Origin of the sequence: Exiguobacterium sp. S3 (assembly GCF_018617295.1) — a bacterium.
In the GTDB taxonomy this organism is placed as follows: domain Bacteria; phylum Bacillota; class Bacilli; order Exiguobacteriales; family Exiguobacteriaceae; genus Exiguobacterium; species Exiguobacterium profundum.
Map to the genome: position 1 here is coordinate 1 of NZ_JACSJW010000003.1, position 15,949 is coordinate 15,949.

General features: G+C 52.2%; 15 protein-coding genes. 4 read left to right on the forward strand and 11 right to left on the reverse strand.

Annotated elements, in window-relative coordinates; genetic code table 11:
• Positions 1–61: 61 nt before the first annotated feature.
• Both KNO65_RS08740 and KNO65_RS08745 read right to left on the reverse strand, forming a co-directional pair.
• Positions 62–235, reverse strand: coding sequence for a hypothetical protein (locus KNO65_RS08740; protein WP_214783374.1), 174 nt, complete (start codon positions 233–235; stop codon positions 62–64).
• Between the two features lie 38 nt (positions 236–273).
• Positions 274–849, reverse strand: coding sequence for a transposase (locus KNO65_RS08745; protein ID WP_214783377.1), 576 nt, complete (start codon positions 847–849; stop codon positions 274–276).
• A 74-nt stretch (positions 850–923) separates the two neighbouring features.
• On the opposite strand from KNO65_RS08745, the gene KNO65_RS08750 reads away from it, so the two are divergent.
• The gene (locus KNO65_RS08750; protein ID WP_251131697.1) at positions 924–1,064 is read left to right on the forward strand and encodes a hypothetical protein; all 141 of its coding nucleotides are present in this window, start codon (positions 924–926) and stop codon (positions 1,062–1,064) included.
• 92 nt (positions 1,065–1,156) lie between these two features.
• Here the strand turns inward: KNO65_RS08750 and KNO65_RS08755 are convergent, their stop codons facing one another.
• Positions 1,157–3,004, reverse strand: a complete 1,848-nt coding sequence (locus KNO65_RS08755; protein ID WP_214783380.1) for a sensor domain-containing phosphodiesterase — start codon at positions 3,002–3,004, stop codon at positions 1,157–1,159.
• Positions 3,005–3,285: 281 nt separating this feature from the next.
• On the opposite strand from KNO65_RS08755, the gene KNO65_RS08760 reads away from it, so the two are divergent.
• On the forward strand, positions 3,286–5,058 hold the full coding sequence (locus KNO65_RS08760) for an SH3 domain-containing protein (protein WP_214783383.1): 1,773 nt from the start codon (positions 3,286–3,288) through the stop codon (positions 5,056–5,058).
• A 112-nt stretch (positions 5,059–5,170) separates the two neighbouring features.
• Positions 5,171–7,867: an EAL domain-containing protein gene (locus tag KNO65_RS08765; protein WP_214783386.1), complete on the forward strand. Its 2,697-nt coding sequence runs from the start codon at positions 5,171–5,173 to the stop codon at positions 7,865–7,867.
• Between the two features lie 11 nt (positions 7,868–7,878).
• Here KNO65_RS08765 and KNO65_RS08770 read toward each other — a convergent pair whose 3' ends face one another.
• On the reverse strand, positions 7,879–8,607 hold the full coding sequence (locus KNO65_RS08770; protein ID WP_214783389.1) for a DUF3784 domain-containing protein: 729 nt from the start codon (positions 8,605–8,607) through the stop codon (positions 7,879–7,881).
• Positions 8,608–8,704: 97 nt separating this feature from the next.
• Positions 8,705–9,946 carry a UDP-glucose dehydrogenase family protein gene (locus KNO65_RS08775; protein ID WP_214783392.1) on the reverse strand — a complete coding sequence of 414 codons (1,242 nt, stop codon included), beginning with the start codon at positions 9,944–9,946 and terminating at the stop codon, positions 8,705–8,707.
• Positions 9,947–10,050: 104 nt separating this feature from the next.
• On the opposite strand from KNO65_RS08775, the gene KNO65_RS08780 reads away from it, so the two are divergent.
• Positions 10,051–10,311 carry a hypothetical protein gene (locus KNO65_RS08780; RefSeq protein ID WP_214783396.1) on the forward strand — a complete coding sequence of 87 codons (261 nt, stop codon included), beginning with the start codon at positions 10,051–10,053 and terminating at the stop codon, positions 10,309–10,311.
• A gap of 78 nt (positions 10,312–10,389) precedes the next feature.
• Here the strand turns inward: KNO65_RS08780 and KNO65_RS08785 are convergent, their stop codons facing one another.
• The 6 genes from KNO65_RS08785 to KNO65_RS08810 all read right to left on the reverse strand — a co-directional run bounded on the left by KNO65_RS08785 (position 10,390) and on the right by KNO65_RS08810 (position 15,938).
• The gene (locus KNO65_RS08785) at positions 10,390–11,394 is read right to left on the reverse strand and encodes a WxLIP family cell surface protein (RefSeq protein WP_214783399.1); all 1,005 of its coding nucleotides are present in this window, start codon (positions 11,392–11,394) and stop codon (positions 10,390–10,392) included.
• 10 nt (positions 11,395–11,404) lie between these two features.
• Positions 11,405–12,118 (reverse strand): WxL domain-containing protein, encoded by a 714-nt coding sequence (locus KNO65_RS08790; RefSeq protein ID WP_214783402.1) that lies wholly within the window; start codon positions 12,116–12,118, stop codon positions 11,405–11,407.
• Positions 12,119–12,132: 14 nt separating this feature from the next.
• Positions 12,133–13,440 (reverse strand): WxL domain-containing protein, encoded by a 1,308-nt coding sequence (locus tag KNO65_RS08795; protein ID WP_214783405.1) that lies wholly within the window; start codon positions 13,438–13,440, stop codon positions 12,133–12,135.
• Positions 13,441–13,612: 172 nt separating this feature from the next.
• Positions 13,613–14,029 carry a GNAT family N-acetyltransferase gene (locus KNO65_RS08800; RefSeq protein WP_214783408.1) on the reverse strand — a complete coding sequence of 139 codons (417 nt, stop codon included), beginning with the start codon at positions 14,027–14,029 and terminating at the stop codon, positions 13,613–13,615.
• Positions 14,029–14,967: a glycoside hydrolase family protein gene (locus tag KNO65_RS08805; RefSeq protein ID WP_214783411.1), complete on the reverse strand. Its 939-nt coding sequence runs from the start codon at positions 14,965–14,967 to the stop codon at positions 14,029–14,031. The genes KNO65_RS08800 and KNO65_RS08805 overlap by 1 nt, the downstream gene beginning before the upstream one ends.
• Positions 14,964–15,938, reverse strand: a complete 975-nt coding sequence (locus KNO65_RS08810) for a glycoside hydrolase family protein (protein WP_078147552.1) — start codon at positions 15,936–15,938, stop codon at positions 14,964–14,966. The genes KNO65_RS08805 and KNO65_RS08810 overlap by 4 nt, the downstream gene beginning before the upstream one ends.
• Positions 15,939–15,949: the final 11 nt, after the last annotated feature.

The window sequence follows — 15,949 nt, forward strand, 5'->3', positions numbered from 1 at the left end:
GTTCACCTCGTGAACAAGTATGCGAGAAGGAGACAAAATTGTACATTCTTATCCCATCACTTTAGGACACATTAAAAGTATCATTTATAGTGCTGTCCGAGACGTTCCCAGGTGTGACGTGTACATCGACGATGAAATTGTGCTTGGCGTCGACCGTCCGATGCGCCAGCCAGAAAAAGCCTTCCGGCTTCTGGTCACGATACATGTATCCCGCATCCGGGTCGGTCCGGCTCACCTTGACGAGCCGGCGCTCCCTCTTCTCAGATGCCGGTTTCAGTTCTTTTTTCCGCGTTCGGCCCGTTCCTCGTTCACGCGGGTGAGAAGCTCGTCCTCGATCGCACCGACGACCCGTCCGACCTCGACCTTGTCGAATTTCTTCTTGTTCGCGTTCGCCCGGATGTGCGTGGAGTCCGTGATCAGGATGCGCCCGGAGACGAGACCGTGAGATTCCGCCTGTCGGACGATGTCCTCGAAGATTTGTTGGAACACGTCGTTCCCCTGGAAGCGTCGCCGGTAGGCCTGGCTGATCGTCGAATGGTCGGGAACCTTCTCATCGATGCCGAGACCGAGGAACCAGCGATAGGCGAGGTTCGTCTGAACCTCCCTCACGGTCTGGCGCACGGAACGGATGTTGAACAGGGGGCCGAGTAGGATGATCTTGATGATGATCTCGGGATCGATGCCGGGCGTCCCGGTGTTCGAATAGAGCGGGGCGCAGAGGCGGTGGACGATCGAGAAGTCGATGTGACGGTCGAGTTTTCGGACGAGGTGATCCTGCGGGACCAGCTGGTCCAACGTGGTCTCCGTTTGGATCGCTTCGTGTCGTTTCTCGGGATGGGCGCGGTACATATCGGGTTCCTCCTTTTGATGACGGGCGGGCTCGGCGTTTACCTTCCCTTTCCCCTTTTGGAGCGATTCGAAGTATGCAACGGGCTTTTTCTTCGGCCATCGAGGCCTCAGAAAAAGACAAACGGCCGTCAGATGACGACCGTTTGCGTTGCTCGCCCGACGGCGCCCCGACTCCGACAGGAAAGCAATCCGACGGAGACCCAGCAGCGACCTAGGTCGCGATGCGGCTCCGGGATTGCCTGCGGAAAGCGTGGGCGCCGGACAGGCGAGCGATATGATTCATGTTAGTCAACAAGCTGAGGGACGCTCAAGCGTCCCTTGTCTGTGTCGTATAGTCAGCAATCCATGTTTCCAGTTCTTCAAGCGGTAACGGTCTAGAGAAATAATACCCCTGCATCTCGTCACAGCCGAGTTCGCGCAATGCATTCCACTGTTCGATTGTCTCGACCCCTTCACACACCGTCTTTAAATTCAACCCACGTGCTAAGTCGACAATCGATTCGACGATGACGTTCCCAGTCGGGTCATTCTCGGTCACTTGAATGAACTGGCGATCGATTTTGATCTCATGAATCGGATAGTGCTTCAAGTAGACGAACGCCGAGAACCCTGTCCCGAAGTCGTCAATCGAGATGGAAAAACCTTCTTCTCGGAATGCAACAAAACGATCGATGACGTGTTGCTGATTCTCCATCCCCACGCTCTCCGTGATCTCCAAGGTCAAATAACTCGTACAGACCCCTTCTTCCCGTGCGATTTGGGCAAACTTTTCGACGACCCCTTCGGATAAGAAGTGACGTGCCGATAAGTTGAGGGCGAGCTCATAGCGCTCTCCCCGTTCATGCCAGCGTTTAAGCTGACGACAAGCCGTCACAAACGCCCATTCCTCCAAATCGATGATGACGCCTGTCGATTCGGCGAGCGGGATGAAATCGAGCGGTGGTACGAGACCGCGCTCCGGGTGATTCCAACGCATTAACCCTTCGAACCCTTTTAACGATCCCGTGAGCGCATCGATTTTCGGCTGATAGTACAGCAAGAATTCATTCCCTGCCAAGCCACTCCGCAAATTCATCTCCAAGATCAATCGGTTCGCCGCCTTCGTCCCCATCTCCTCTTCATAAAAGACGATGGCTGCCCGCTGTTGCCCACGTTCACTCGCCGCAATTCGGGTACGGTGAATCAATTGAAGGGTCGTGAGGTCTTCTTGTTCGACTGCGATAAAGGCACTCACCGTCAAAATAACTTCCAATTCATCCACGATGAACGGATCTCGCACGAGCGCTTCACATAGTTCATCCGCAACCGTGTTCAATTTAATCCGATCGCCATACGGCAACCAGATCGCAAACCCAGACTGAGACAAACGACTTAGTTTCGACTCGTCCACGTATCGGCGCAAACGGTTGGCCGCCTCACGAACGATTTCATCCGACTTCTCGATTCCGATTGCATCTTCGACCGACCGGAAATCGTCGACTTTCAAATACACCATCGCCCCGAGTTGCTGCGAATGACGCTGACGTTCGGCATCCACTTTCTCGATAAAGCCCACATCTTTCAAGAGACCTGTCAATTCATCGGTATACGCCAATCGACGAATGTGTGTATCGACAGCCTGCCGGTCCAACCGGAAGTACAGAATGGCAATGAAGTCCGCAAGCGTACTGACAATCAACTCCTCAAGATAGTTCCATTCCCTCGGGAGAAACGTTTCGCAACAAATCACGCCTTTGGCACGATTGTTCGCATAGATCGGAGCATCCAACATGGAGTACACCCGTTTGCCTTCTACAAAATACTCTTTATACAGGTCTTTCACCAACGGGTGATTGCGAACGTCCTCAAACGCTAGGATGCGATCTGTCTGAAGCGCATCAAAATAGTCTGGCGCGAGCGCACGATGGACCGTCAACTCCGGGTAATGTGTCCCTGATTCGTGAGAATAGGCGACTTGACATGAAATGGATTGATACGATGTGTCAAAATGCCAAATCGACACCGTATCGACCGCCAGCATATCGGCGACGATCTCACACATATATCGAATCGCGTCCTGCACCGCTTTCTCGGTGACAATCGGCATTCGTACGAGCTCGAACAGTTTCTCTTGATGTTTACGATATGTTCGGTTTGAAAAGTTCTTCTCGACCATCAGTCTGCTACCTCACCTATTTTAATTTGACCTAATGATAGCACGAATCATCCGATTCAACGTTTTCCAAAATTCAACAGAAAGTCAATACTTCCTCCTTTTTTCAAGTGATAAAACAGGGATTTATTCCCATCTCTAAATTATTGACCTCCTTTTTAAGAAAGAGACGCGAATTGACCTTTTGTCCCATTGCTTGCCTATTTCTTTGCACCGTACAATGAACTTGTATTGTTTCACTTGTTGAATTGTTTCGTTCTCACTCTTTGAAAGGATGTGACGCTATGAATCCAAAGTCTGGTCTCACCTATTCATTCGCGGCACTCGCAGCGGTCAGCGTGCTTGCTCACGCAGACGAGGCGGCAGCGGCGGGCACGCATACGGTGCGTTCGGGTGATACGTTATGGTCGATCAGTCAATCTTATGATGTGTCTGTTGCGACGATTAAATCGTTGAATAATCTCTCGTCCGATAGCATTCGCATCGGTCAAAAACTAAAGCTGACAGGCAATTCATCTGCTACGACAGGTGGTTCCTCGTTGACCACGACGAGCACGAATCGCGTCACGACGACACACGCCTTGAACATGCGGGTCGCCGGAGGAACGTGGCATCGCGTCCTCTTGACGATTCCAAAAGGTACGACGCTCACACCGATCCAATCAACTGGATCGTGGACGAAAGTCAGCTATGGCGGACAGACCGGTTGGGTGCATAACGATTATTTGCAAAAGGCATCTACGTCGAGCAGTGCCGAAAAACCGACAACGGTCACACCGAGCGCGGTGACGGCTCAAACGAAAGCCAACTTGAATCTGCGTTCGTCGAAGTCGACGAAGACGACCGTGCTGCTTACGATTCCAAAAGGAAAGAACGTGACCGTCCTAGCTGTCGAAGGATCCTGGTCGAAAGTGAAGTACGGGTCGAAAACAGGATATGTCGCCAATACATATTTAACGACATCAGGAGCGGCGACACCGACGACACCGAGTACAGAACAAACCATGAACCAATCATTCGTCACGACCGCGAACCTGAACGTTCGGCAAGGTGCGGGCATCGGTTACGCCCTCGTCACGACCATCCCGAACGGCACCGTCGTCAAGGCGACGAAACAGTCTGGTAGCTGGTACTATGTCACATATAACGGGAAGTCGGGATACGTGAGCGCCGGATATTTGAAAGAGACGTCCACGACACCGAGTGACCCGGCTCCGAACGAAGGCGATGCCGGTGCCGGCAATGCGACTGTCGATTACATCGTCAACACGCCGTCCCTGAACGTCCGTTCGAGCGCATCGACGAGTGCGACCATCATCGGGAGTGTCAAAGCCGGACAGACGTTGCGCGTCGTCCAGTCATCGAAGGGATGGCTTCAGATTTATTACGGGAATACGGTCGGATTTGTCGCCTCGGCTTATGTGAAAACCGTCCCGAAAGGTTCGACAGACGGTCCGTCTTGGGTCGAAGGTTCCTACGATGCGAACTCGTATTACACGTACTATCCGACATCGATTCGGTCACAGGCGAACGAGTCGAGCAGCACGGTCGGTTCGACACTGCGTGGAGAACTATTGAACGTGATCGGAGAGACAGCGACCCACTATCGCCTCGCATCAGGATTCGTCGCAAAATCAGCCGTCACGGAAATCAAAGGGCAAAGCGCCCAATCGACACGGCTTTCAACCATTGACGTGGCAAAACGCTACGTTGGCACACCGTACGTGTGGGCATCGTCTAGTCCGGCAAACGGTGGATTCGATTGTTCAGGACTCATCTATTATGTATTCAATCAATCCGGCGTCAGCATCCCACGGACGAACGTGGCCAATTATTGGGGTGGCGCTTATTTCGGACCGCAATTGCCTAAGTCGTTCGTTCCCCAGGCGGGTGACCTCGTCTTCTTCGAGAACACGTATACCGCCGGGCCATCGCACATGGGTATCATGATCAATTCCGATACGTTCATCCATGCCGGTTCATCTGGATTAGGATACAACCAAATCAGTAAAGAACCGTATTGGCAGTCACGCTTAATCGGTTATAAACGACCGTGACTTTGGTCACGCCAAAAAACCCGACGAAAGTCGGGTTTTTCTTTCGTTTTGCAGGATTTTCATCGCCTGACCCGAATTCGGAAGTATGATGAAGGAAAAAAGGAGGTGCCGGATGGGCCAACCCCGTTTTGCTAAAATTCCATACCGTACCTACACGATGGCGCTCGCAGTCGCTTGTCTCATCGGTGTCCTGTTGTTCGGACTCGGAACGAGTTTTTATTGGCATGAAAAACAAGAAGCCATCGACCAAACGATTACGAACTTGAATCAGGCGGCAGACCTGGCTGGCGTCGAAGCGTATGTGACGCTGTTCGAGGCGGCGACCCGATATGAGGAACAGTCGAATCAGACGTCGTCATTCCTGTCCACGCCTTACAAAGAACGGGCACTCCAATACAATGAGCGGTTATTGAACGACTTTGAGGACGGTGTGAACGAACGGGAACGCGAGACGCTCGAGACGTTCTCAAACGAGTTGAATCAAATTCTCGAGACCGAACAGTTTGAAGAGGTCCCGACCGACGTCATCAGTTCCATCAATCGACGCTGGCTATATCAAGCACTCGAGCAGACGAATCAATCGAATGCGGCATACGAGTTGACGGATGCCATCATGCGGATGCAGTCGATGCTCATGCGAAACCGTGACGCACTCTTCCGTGAACCGATTGATGCGGACCAACTTGAAAGTAGCGTGGACATGATTGTCGGTGAGGCGACACTCATCCAAACCATCCTTGCGTCAAACCCAGAGCTACAGACGAAAGCGATCATCGACGTGGCGGATAGTGGTCGATCGTTTGCGAATATGGCGAATCGCGAAGCTTCTCTAGAGGCCCGTTACGTCAATTCCACGAACGTCTATGAGGATGCCTATGGTGCCCTTCGTTCCGTCCGCTCGAATTCTGAGACGATGCTACGGGAAGAAAGTAAGCATTATCAAGTCCTGGCCACCACCTCATTCGTGATGACGTTGCTGTTATCGCTCGGACTCCTATTCCTGCTCTACTATACACGCAATCGCTACAATCACGACTTGGCGCATCTCAAAGCACGCGCACTCGCTATCGACCCGAGCCTCGAACCGGTCGAGGCCATGTTTCCGAAGACACATGACTTTCGAGGCATCGAAGACGAGTTACGCGAGATTGCCGCGAGTGTCCATTCGACCGTTCACGAACTAGAGAATCGTTCACAAGACCTCGTGCGTTACCATGAGCGCTGGTCGTCTCTCTTTTCCGAGACGGGACTCGCCATCGCCCTCATGGATGACTCGTATAACCTGATTGAGCGAAACGAGATGTTTAGACAGTTTTTCGGTGATCGAAACTTATATGAGATCAACCAATTGTTCACCGAGACGGGTCGCCGTCTGTTCGAGCAAGCACTCGAAGGCGTGACCGACCAAGGGACGAGCGCCCAGTTCATCATCCACTTAAAAGGCGAGCATCTCCGTTATTTGAACGTGAAGCTGACACCGCTCAAGCGTGAGGAAAAGTTGACGTATTACCTTATCGTCGAAGATGAGACGGACCGGGTCGAACGGGAACGGAAGGTCGACCGTCTCGTCCGGTTCGACTTGGCGACCAATCTGTATAACGAATATGGCTTTATCCGCAAGTGGGAGAAGCAAGAGATTGACGGCGCATTCGTCCTCATCCGGATTCATGACTATCATCATCTCGTCGATTGGTACGACCCGGCGTACGCCGACCTGCTCATGATCGAGTTTGCGCGAGCCGTCGAGTCCCGTCTTTCGAAATATGCCCAACATCTCTTCGGTCGATACCGCGATGACACGTTCATGCTGTATGTCCGAGGCTTCTCATACGAGGACGAGCATGAGCTGTTGGAGCTGTTCCCGACGGAAGTGACGATCAACCATAAACGCCAAAACGTGCATATTCAAATCGGAGCGACCGAAACGGAAGGGGCATACAACGACTGTCTGTTCAAGGCGATGAAGGCGTTGCAACACGCAAAAGAGACACGTACCCCGTCGGTTTGGTATGACTCGGAAATTTTAGCCCAGATGCAGCTCGCCGCACTGATTGAACAAGCGCTCCCGGACGCCATCCGCAGAGGTGACTTGACCGTCGCCTATCAACCGCAAGTCGAGTTGAAAACCGGTCGTGTCGTCGGGGCAGAGGTGCTCGCGCGTTGGACACACCCGGACATCGGGGTCATCCCACCGAACGAATTCATTCGCGTCGCGGAACGGTCCGATCAAATCCTATGGCTGTCGCATAATATTCTCGACCAGACGATCGCGCAGCTCGTCGCGTGGCAAGGAACTGCATTTGAAGACATCTCCTTGTCGTTCAACTTGTCGGCCCATTCGGTCGACCCGTCCATCGTGACGAAGCTTCGAGATTCGATCGAGGTCTATCCATGGCTACCGGATCGGTTGAAGATTGAATTGACCGAGTCATCGGATATCATGTCGTATGCGAGCGAGCTCGAACGATTAGAAGACATCGCTGACCTCGGCTATTGCCTATCAATCGACGACTTCGGGACCGGATACGCCTCATTCGAAGCGATTTGGCATCTACCAATTCAAGAAGTGAAGATTGACCGGATGTACGTGAGTGGTAAGGCGAAAGAAAGTACGTCCTTCTTACGCGCCGTCTCTCGCTTTGCGAACGAGCAACAGCTGACCGCTCTCGCCGAAGGGATCGAGACCGCGAGCGACCTGTCACGGATGCTTCGTGAAGGGGTCGAGCTCGGTCAAGGCTTCTACTTCTCACCCGCTCTGGATGCGGCTTCATTTGAATCATGGGTCAACACAAAGGGACACTCGCGTTGAGTGTCCCTTATTCAGCGTGCACGAATGTCTTCATATAACTGTCTCGTCGCTTCTGCCGAGCCCAGATTCAGATAAATCGGTTCTTCCGACCAATCGAGTCGAATGACCGGCTCGACATCACGGTCGATGAAGAGGAGGACATCCTCCCCTGCCTCCGTCCGAAAATTCCCGGTCAGACGTGTTCCCGTGTCTGCTCCGTTCGTCCGACGCGCGATTTCCGGCAACGTCGTCCACGCCACGTCTTCCACCTCATCAAACGGGACCTCACGACCATAACTGCCTTCGATCACGATCGCTTCATCCGTCACGGTCACCTCAGTCGGTTGACTGAACCAAAATAGGAGTGCCGGTACACCGACAAGTAAGACGACGGAGACGATGATGATTGGGATGAGACGTTTCTTTCCGCCCGGTCTCAAGCGTCCCGATTCGTCATAAATATTGCCGTCATAGCGCTGCATCCGCCAGAGCATCCCGACAATGAAGACCATCAGGACGAGAAAGAACGGTTCGAGCGGGACGTTCCAACCAGACAGTTCGATGAGCGCAATGACGACAAAAAGTGCACCAATGCCGTAACACATCCAGGCAATCAGCCGCGCCACTTTTTTGATGTCGACCCGCTCCTGTCTCTCTTTCGACATCGTATTGTATCCAGAAATCAAGTGATACCAACCGAGCCGGTCTACTGCGAAACCGAGTGCGATGACGATGACAGCAGCCAATATAAGAATCCACATGTGCCTCACCTCCTCTTCTTTCTATACGTCATGAGTCACGCAAAAGATTCATCCCACACAAAAACAGGACCGCCTACATGAGCGGTCCTGAACAGGTTTAGTTTGAAGTCGGCGTGTTCGACGGACGTTGCATCCGTCCGATTCCTTCGTACGACACATCGCCTGGGTCGCGTGCGAACTTCCATGCGTTCCGTGCATCGATCAATCGACGCTGGCGCATGCCGCTGAAGGCATTCGGTGCCAAATTCACGATCTCGTCCCATTCTGTGACGAGAATGGCATAATCGGCTCCCTTCAGCGCCTCTTCGACGGTCGTCGCTTGCGGATAGTCCCACGTCGCAATCGGATCATACCCGATGACGTCCACGTTACGGGCCACCATATGGTGGGCGAGGAGAATCGACGGGGCATCCCGCATATCGTCCGTTCCCGGTTTGAATGCCAAACCAAGGATAGCCACGCGCATGTTCGGTTCAACGTTCAATTTCGAGAGCACGTACTCGATTTGCGTCTCATTCACTTTCGCCGCCGCCCGGATGACGCGTAGGTCGATTTCGTTCTCACTCGCGACGTGAAGGAGTGCGTTCATATCTTTCGGGAAACACGAACCTCCGTACCCGATGCCCGCGTTCAAGAACGAGCGACCGATTCGTGGGTCGAGTCCCATCCCGTCCGCAATCGTCGAAATGTCAGCGCCAGCTTGATCGGCTAGACGTGACAAGTCGTTCATGAAGCTGATTTTCGTGGCCAAAAAGGCGTTCGAGGCGTATTTGATGAGTTCTGCGTTAATCGGTGTCGTACAGATGAGCGGAACGCCAAGGCGTCCATAGATGCCCGCCAACTCTTCTGCGACTTCGAGGTTTTCACACCCGATGACGACACGGTGTGGTTTCATGACATCTGCGAGCGCGCGTCCTTCTTGTAAAAATTCCGGTACGATCGCAAACGTATGAGAGGGATACATGATGTTCAGTAAATCTGTCGTGCCAGGTGGGACCGAGCTACGAATGACGATTTTATGCTTCGTGTTCAGTTCCGACAGGACTGCTTCGATATAAGATAAGTCACAGCTTCCATCCGACTTGCTCGGTGTCCCGACCGCAAGAATCAAATAGTCGACCTGCTCCGTATCGGCGATTCGGCTTGTCAAGGTGGTCTGATCGGCGTGCTCTTGCAACACCTCTGCCATGCCTGGTTCATGGAATGGCGGATGTCCACTCATGAGAAGACGCAACTTCTCTTCGTCCGCTTCCACTCCGATGACGTGATGACCGGCTTTTGCCAAACCACAAAGTGTAGCCAATCCAACGTATCCTAAACCAATAATTCCAAATTTCACATCAGTTCCTCCTTCAATCATCTTTTATAAGCGTACCGAAACACGCCCAAGAAGTGAAGCTTCTAACACTCTTTCGATGTTCTTTGCTATAATGAGTCAAAATGATGGGTGAAAGGACAAACCGCATGGGCTTAATCGCTTTTTTCTTAGTGACATTGTTCGTCTATTTTTGGCTTCCGGTCCGGGGGGGACTGAAAACCTTTTTGCTAGTCTTGATCATGGTGAGCGGATGGCTCTCCATTTTTGAACTCGTCTCGATTCTCGAAGCCCGTCCATGGGTCATCGCGCCAATTTTGATCATCATTGGATCAGTGATTTGGAAAGTACAACGTGACCGGAAACGAGAGATTAAGAAAAGTGTTTGACCTCGGTCAGGCGCTTTTTCTTTTTGTACTATTCTACACAAACCGGAAAGTTCCTTCTTGACGAAAAAAGAAGCGCTCTTACGCGCTTCTCAAACGTCTTCTCAAGTAAAGGATATAGCCGATGCTAAGGAGTAGACAAATTCCCACAATCGGCAACGTCATGTCACGATTCAAGAAGCCCGATTGTTGTACGACCGGTTCTTCCACCCTCTCTTGAATGTGAGCCGCCTCCTCGTCCGTGACCTTGAAAGAGTCCGTAAATGACCACGTCCGATTCGTCTCCCGTTCCCTCATTTCGACAGACACCTGATACGTCCCCGGTGCAAGGCGTTCCGTGATGGGGAAGCGGAATCCCGTACTCGTATAAGGCGCCATCCTCGCTTCCATCCGGTGCGACATGGTCTTTCCTTCTTCAGACTCGACTCGCATCTCGAGATCGACCTGTCCGCTGATGGAACTCGTCTGATTCGCAATCTCAAATGCGACATGTGGATAGTAGTGATTCGTGTTGACCGAAACGCTCTCCCACTTCGGTTCATACACGACTTGTTTCGTCGTCGTCGTCAATTTCACACCGATCACATACTCATATTGATTTTGAACACCTACCTGTTCTGGCGTAGTGGAATCTTCCGTCCTCGATACGCGTATCCCGCCAAGCAATACCCCCTCAATCACCTTACCGACCGCATTTGTTTCAATCTTCACCCGCTTTGCTTCAGACGGACCGACTTCAATCGTTTGATGCAGGTCATCCACTAAATCGGTAAATGAAACGCCCTCTCGCACCGGTTCGGATTGATCATACACAATCACACCCAATTCATTCGTATACGCATTTCCGATGTTCAGCTCGTAACGTTGACGTTTGTCGAAATGATTGTGAATCACCAGCTCGAGCACGACAGGTTCTGACGGGGAGACGAACAAGTCGAAATATCCGACTTGTGGGTTGGTTTGCTTGGCATGAGGGACGATTTCAACCGAGAAACCGACCTCGCCTGTTTGCGCATGAACCGACGAGAGGGTAGCCATCCACGTCCAACAAATTATACCGATCCCGATTATCAAAATTCGTTTCATCCCATCACCTTCAATCCACAGGAGGCAACAAGTTCGGCGTCAGCGACCACGTCAGCTTTGACACATGTTGACCGACTTGCATCATGTTATTGGCGACATGTAATTTAACCGAAGCGCCTGCTCCCGTCCAGTGGGCCAGCCAAGTGAATTGACCTGTATTGGCCGCAGCCGACATCACATTGACGTATTGATTATCCGTATTCAATTGAATGTTACCACTGCTTAACACAGGACTGTCCGGATTGCCAATCGGTGATTTCACCGCTCCTCCATTGAAGGTGAAATAAGCTCCGGGCAAGGATTCGACGTTTGATTCGGTCGTCCGCTCGAACGGTGCCGCCTTGACGTGGACCGACCAGTTCCCAAACGTCGTCCGCCGGTCTGTGACTTGCACCAACAGACTTCTCGGCAACTTGCTCCCGTTCACTGTCGGCTGCGCCACATATTCAAGTGCCATCGTATCTCGAACGGTGTGCGTGCCAAAATACAGATTTGGCGCAAAGTCGAGGGTCAGTTCTGCCGCCGTCGTGTTCACAAACCCATCGTTCGCATCTGGTTGGTCTAAAAAAGGTGCATCCGTAGCAGGGTCATAGATGTCTGGCACCCCAAGTTCCGTGAACTCGATAGTCGCCTCCGTCTCCCCGCTCATCGCTGAAACGGTCATCATGTTCCCAAAACATAGCACACTGCTCAACAACATAAGACGTACACGTTTTTTCCTCATTTAGGTTCTCTCCTCTATGGGGCATTCACAAGTGTCCAGTTGATGGTCGTTTGATACATTGTCGGTTGAGGTAATTGGGATTGCACGCTCAAAAAAATCCCGTCAGTCGGTCCATACGTCAACGGTGTCGCCTGCTCGGTCATCGTGCCTTCTGCAATCACTTGCACACCTTGCTCTAAGGAAACGATGGTCCCATCTTCTCGCTTGAAGAAGACGGTGTCCGTCAACGTATGTCCTCCTGAAGACGTCAACGGGGTCGCGGTCGCGGTGAGACGCCACGCGTATCCGAGCGCTCGAAGGTGCGAGACGGTTACGGTCATCGCTTGATCTCGGTAAATCTGTTGACCACTCGGACGAATCGATACGCTACCGAAGTCGATTGCAGACGGTACGTTTAACTGAAAGATTGGACCTTCCGTTTCAAGCGTCCACTCATCTCGTCCATCTGAAAGCAGGTCAATCCTCACCAATTCATTTGTCATATGGCCATAAAAGGTATGGGCTTGAGGTGTCCCTAGAGGCAAACGATTCAAGCGAAAACTGAGTTTGAATTGATATTGTTTCGGGTTCAATACGGACACACTGAGCAACTGATTCGCACGGAAATACACCTGCTCCCGAGCCTCATCCACTACCCATTGATTCGTGGCGATGGTTCCCCGATTCACGCCAATCAAGGCAGGAATCTCGTAGTTTCCCGTCAAACTGGATTCGTCGAGATACGGCATCAACACGCTCGGAATTTGAAAGATGACGAAACGGTCTTTCAGTAGATTCAAATCGAGGACCCCTTGTCCGGTCAACGTCAACTCCACGCGGTCACTGTAGGTTCCGCTCAAACTGATCTCTGACAGTAAGGAGACTCCGAGCAATCCGTTCGCTTGAATCGAGTCTGTCGTTTCCGTCGGTTCACTCGTTTCAAGGCCATCCGTTTCCGCTGTTGAAGCCTCCTCATCCTCCCCTTCCACAGGCACCGGATCTTGCTCGGTTTCCGGTGGTTCGGGTACGGGGTCAAGGATGGACGCTCCCTCTTCTGATTCCGGTTCTGTGTCCTGAACTGGAGTCGAAGGAGCCGCCTCCGTTTCAGTTGAACTCGGTTCTTGTGCGGGTTCAGACTCAGCGGTTTCCTGTTCAGAGTCAAGTATCGGATCCTCCGGCACCTCTTCGTCGAGTGGTTCATCCGGGCTGACTTCCTCATCTCCCGGCTCTTCGGCACCACATACTTCACACGTCGAATCCTCCGTTGCATAGAAGTGCATCGGGTGACTGACGAACAACAAAACAAGGATACACGCTATACACGTTAAATGCTGTTTCCTCATAAGACCTCCAATCGTATGAGACAAAAGGCATAGATTCTATGTATCTTATATCCATTATCAGACAATTCAAACTTTTATTTTGAAATCATTTCTTCTCTTGTATTGCGGATGACAAAAAACACCTTCCTCAGTAGAAAGGTGTCCGATTCATCGATTTCGCTATCTATTCATCTCACAACACACACTCCATGACAAGCACGTCACCCATTCGGTCGAGCTCACTGAAGCCGTGGCGCATGTAGAAGGCAATCGCCCGTTCGTTCATTGCCTCGACGTGCAAGTGAATCTTCTGTTTGTTCGTCTCGATTGCTTCTTCGCATAACGCTTCCAGTAAGGCGTGCCCACTACCGGACGGCGCTTCCGGCAACACGCAAATATGGCTGATGAAGACAATCTCCATATCCATGTATGCTGCGATTAGCCCGACGAGACGCCCGTCGTTCCAAATTTCATACGACGTCGCCCGTTCGTAGAGCTTCAAAGCGTATGGCTCTAGCGCTACCCGCTCCGACAGCTTGGTCGGGAACAGGTGATCACACGCCTCAAGATGCGCCACATAGTCAGAGACCGTCCCTTGGTCGCGAGTCATCATACGTCCTCCAAAATTGCGACACCAAATCCATGTCGCCCAAACTCGTTCCCGTTATAGAGAAGATAGTGCCGACCTCCCCACTCGAAGACGTGCGGATAACATTCCATGTCGGCGTCCCATCCGTCGGAACTTCGCTCGAATCCGAGCGCCGCATCATCCCGTGTCCAGTCCAACAGATTTTCCGAATAGGCGTAACCTAATCGATATCCGCGTAACGGGTCGGTCCGAAAGCCGAATGTGTCTCGAAAACAGAAGATCATATGGTAACGTCCGTCCGCTTCGAACACGGTCGGAAGCGCCTGACTCTCGTCCGCAATCGTATCCGAAACGATTCTTCCGTGACGCTTGAACGTCTGTCCATCTTCTGACGTGGCGAGCGCAATCTTATACGTTCGTTCCTGGACGCCATCCGGTCCCTCTTTCCATGTCGTCCCGTAAATGTAATACATATAGTATTGTTCCCGTGTGACGACAAAGGGGTCGCCGACGAGAAACGGTTCCTCGATGCTCGCCGATAATACCGGTCCGTCTCCGAGCCGTTCGAACGTCGCTCCCTCGTCCCGACTGACAGAGAGTCCAATCCCCGTTTCGACAGCTACCGAGTCACGACGGCTCCAGCCACTCGTATAGCCATAAAGCCCATCACGCGTCCGTGTGACGTGAAATGGGAAGATCCCGTGTTCGTCGAACGTCCCCCGTTTTCCAAGAGGGATAATCTCATCTGTGGACACGTCGATGATGTTGAAATCACGTGTCATGTCCACGTATCGGACGTGGCTCTTGAACATGTCACCGTCCGGTTCACGGGTCGAAAAATAGATGCGCACAAAATCCTCGAAGACGAGCGCCTGAGGGGACTGGGCGAACGAGGAGTACTTCCCGAAAAATCCGTACGGCGCCGGGTCGAAGATGTGTCCGAGTTTTTTCCACTTCATCTCGCTCCCTCCTTGCGCTCCGCGATGCCGAATCCTTCTCGTCCGACTTCATTCCCCAAGTAAAGTAAATATCGTTTCCCGTTCAACGTGAACGTATGGGGGTAGGCGACCATCTCGTCATCGAATCCTGATTCTGTCCGCGAGAACTTCATCACGTCATCGTCACGCGTCCAATGGAGGAAGTCCGGAGAAGAGGCATATCCGATTCGATACGTCCGCTCGGGATTTTTCCGATAATCGGTCGCGTCGCGGTAACAGAAAAACATATGATAGCGTCCATCCTCATAAAAGACGTCTGGACTAGCCTGCGCTTCATTTGGAAGTACGCTTTCGATCAAATCGCGTCCTGCCTTCACCCAAGTGACCCCGTCCTTCGACGTGGCCAACCGGATCTTATACACCGGTTCCGGACGTTCGCCGTCCATGATCCACTCTCGTCCTGCGATATAGAACAATACCCACGTGTCATGGAATCGCCGAATCTTCGGTCCGCTCAAGATGAAAGGTTCGTCTAGCGTATACGATAGGATTGGTCCTGGACCGACGCGCTCGAACGTACGTCCACCGTCTCGACTGATGGCTTTTCCGATATTCACATTAAATGGAACGGACACCGTACGCGTCCAGCCCCCGTAATAGGCATGCACCTCATCGCCGACCTCAATCGCCGAGAACGGATAGACACCAAACTCGTCGAACGTCCCACGCGCACCGAGCTCCAATATCGGTCGTTCACTCACCCGAAGAATCGAGAAATCCTCTTTTGCGACATCCACATACCCGCTGTGACTGACGTATCGTCCATCGATCGGCTTCGGTCGACAGCTGAAGTAGATCCGCAAATAGGTATCGCGTTCCAACACACAAGGTCCTTGTGCGAACGCATCCATCCAGTCGAGTGATGCGTCTCGCTGAGGGCTGAAGAATAGACGTCGATTGGTCCATTCAAATGATGTGTTCAACGTGTTCATCCCCTTTCCCC

What these genes read in the sequence shown, in the direction of transcription:
- KNO65_RS08780 (WP_214783396.1), top strand. Translation starts at nt 10,051, where the DNA reads ATGGGTGAAAGGACAAACCGCATGGGCTTAATCGCTTTTTTCTTAGTG.
- KNO65_RS08765 (WP_214783386.1), top strand. Translation starts at nt 5,171, where the DNA reads ATGGGCCAACCCCGTTTTGCTAAAATTCCATACCGTACCTACACGATG.
- KNO65_RS08785 (WP_214783399.1), bottom strand. Translation starts at nt 11,394, where the DNA reads ATGAAACGAATTTTGATAATCGGGATCGGTATAATTTGTTGGACGTGG.
- KNO65_RS08795 (WP_214783405.1), bottom strand. Translation starts at nt 13,440, where the DNA reads ATGAGGAAACAGCATTTAACGTGTATAGCGTGTATCCTTGTTTTGTTG.
- KNO65_RS08810 (WP_078147552.1), bottom strand. Translation starts at nt 15,938, where the DNA reads ATGAACACGTTGAACACATCATTTGAATGGACCAATCGACGTCTATTC.
- KNO65_RS08770 (WP_214783389.1), bottom strand. Translation starts at nt 8,607, where the DNA reads ATGTGGATTCTTATATTGGCTGCTGTCATCGTCATCGCACTCGGTTTC.
- KNO65_RS08755 (WP_214783380.1), bottom strand. Translation starts at nt 3,004, where the DNA reads ATGGTCGAGAAGAACTTTTCAAACCGAACATATCGTAAACATCAAGAG.
- KNO65_RS08790 (WP_214783402.1), bottom strand. Translation starts at nt 12,118, where the DNA reads ATGAGGAAAAAACGTGTACGTCTTATGTTGTTGAGCAGTGTGCTATGT.
- KNO65_RS08745 (WP_214783377.1), bottom strand. Translation starts at nt 849, where the DNA reads ATGTACCGCGCCCATCCCGAGAAACGACACGAAGCGATCCAAACGGAG.
- KNO65_RS08750 (WP_251131697.1), top strand. Translation starts at nt 924, where the DNA reads ATGCAACGGGCTTTTTCTTCGGCCATCGAGGCCTCAGAAAAAGACAAA.
- KNO65_RS08760 (WP_214783383.1), top strand. Translation starts at nt 3,286, where the DNA reads ATGAATCCAAAGTCTGGTCTCACCTATTCATTCGCGGCACTCGCAGCG.
- KNO65_RS08805 (WP_214783411.1), bottom strand. Translation starts at nt 14,967, where the DNA reads ATGAAGTGGAAAAAACTCGGACACATCTTCGACCCGGCGCCGTACGGA.
- KNO65_RS08800 (WP_214783408.1), bottom strand. Translation starts at nt 14,029, where the DNA reads ATGACTCGCGACCAAGGGACGGTCTCTGACTATGTGGCGCATCTTGAG.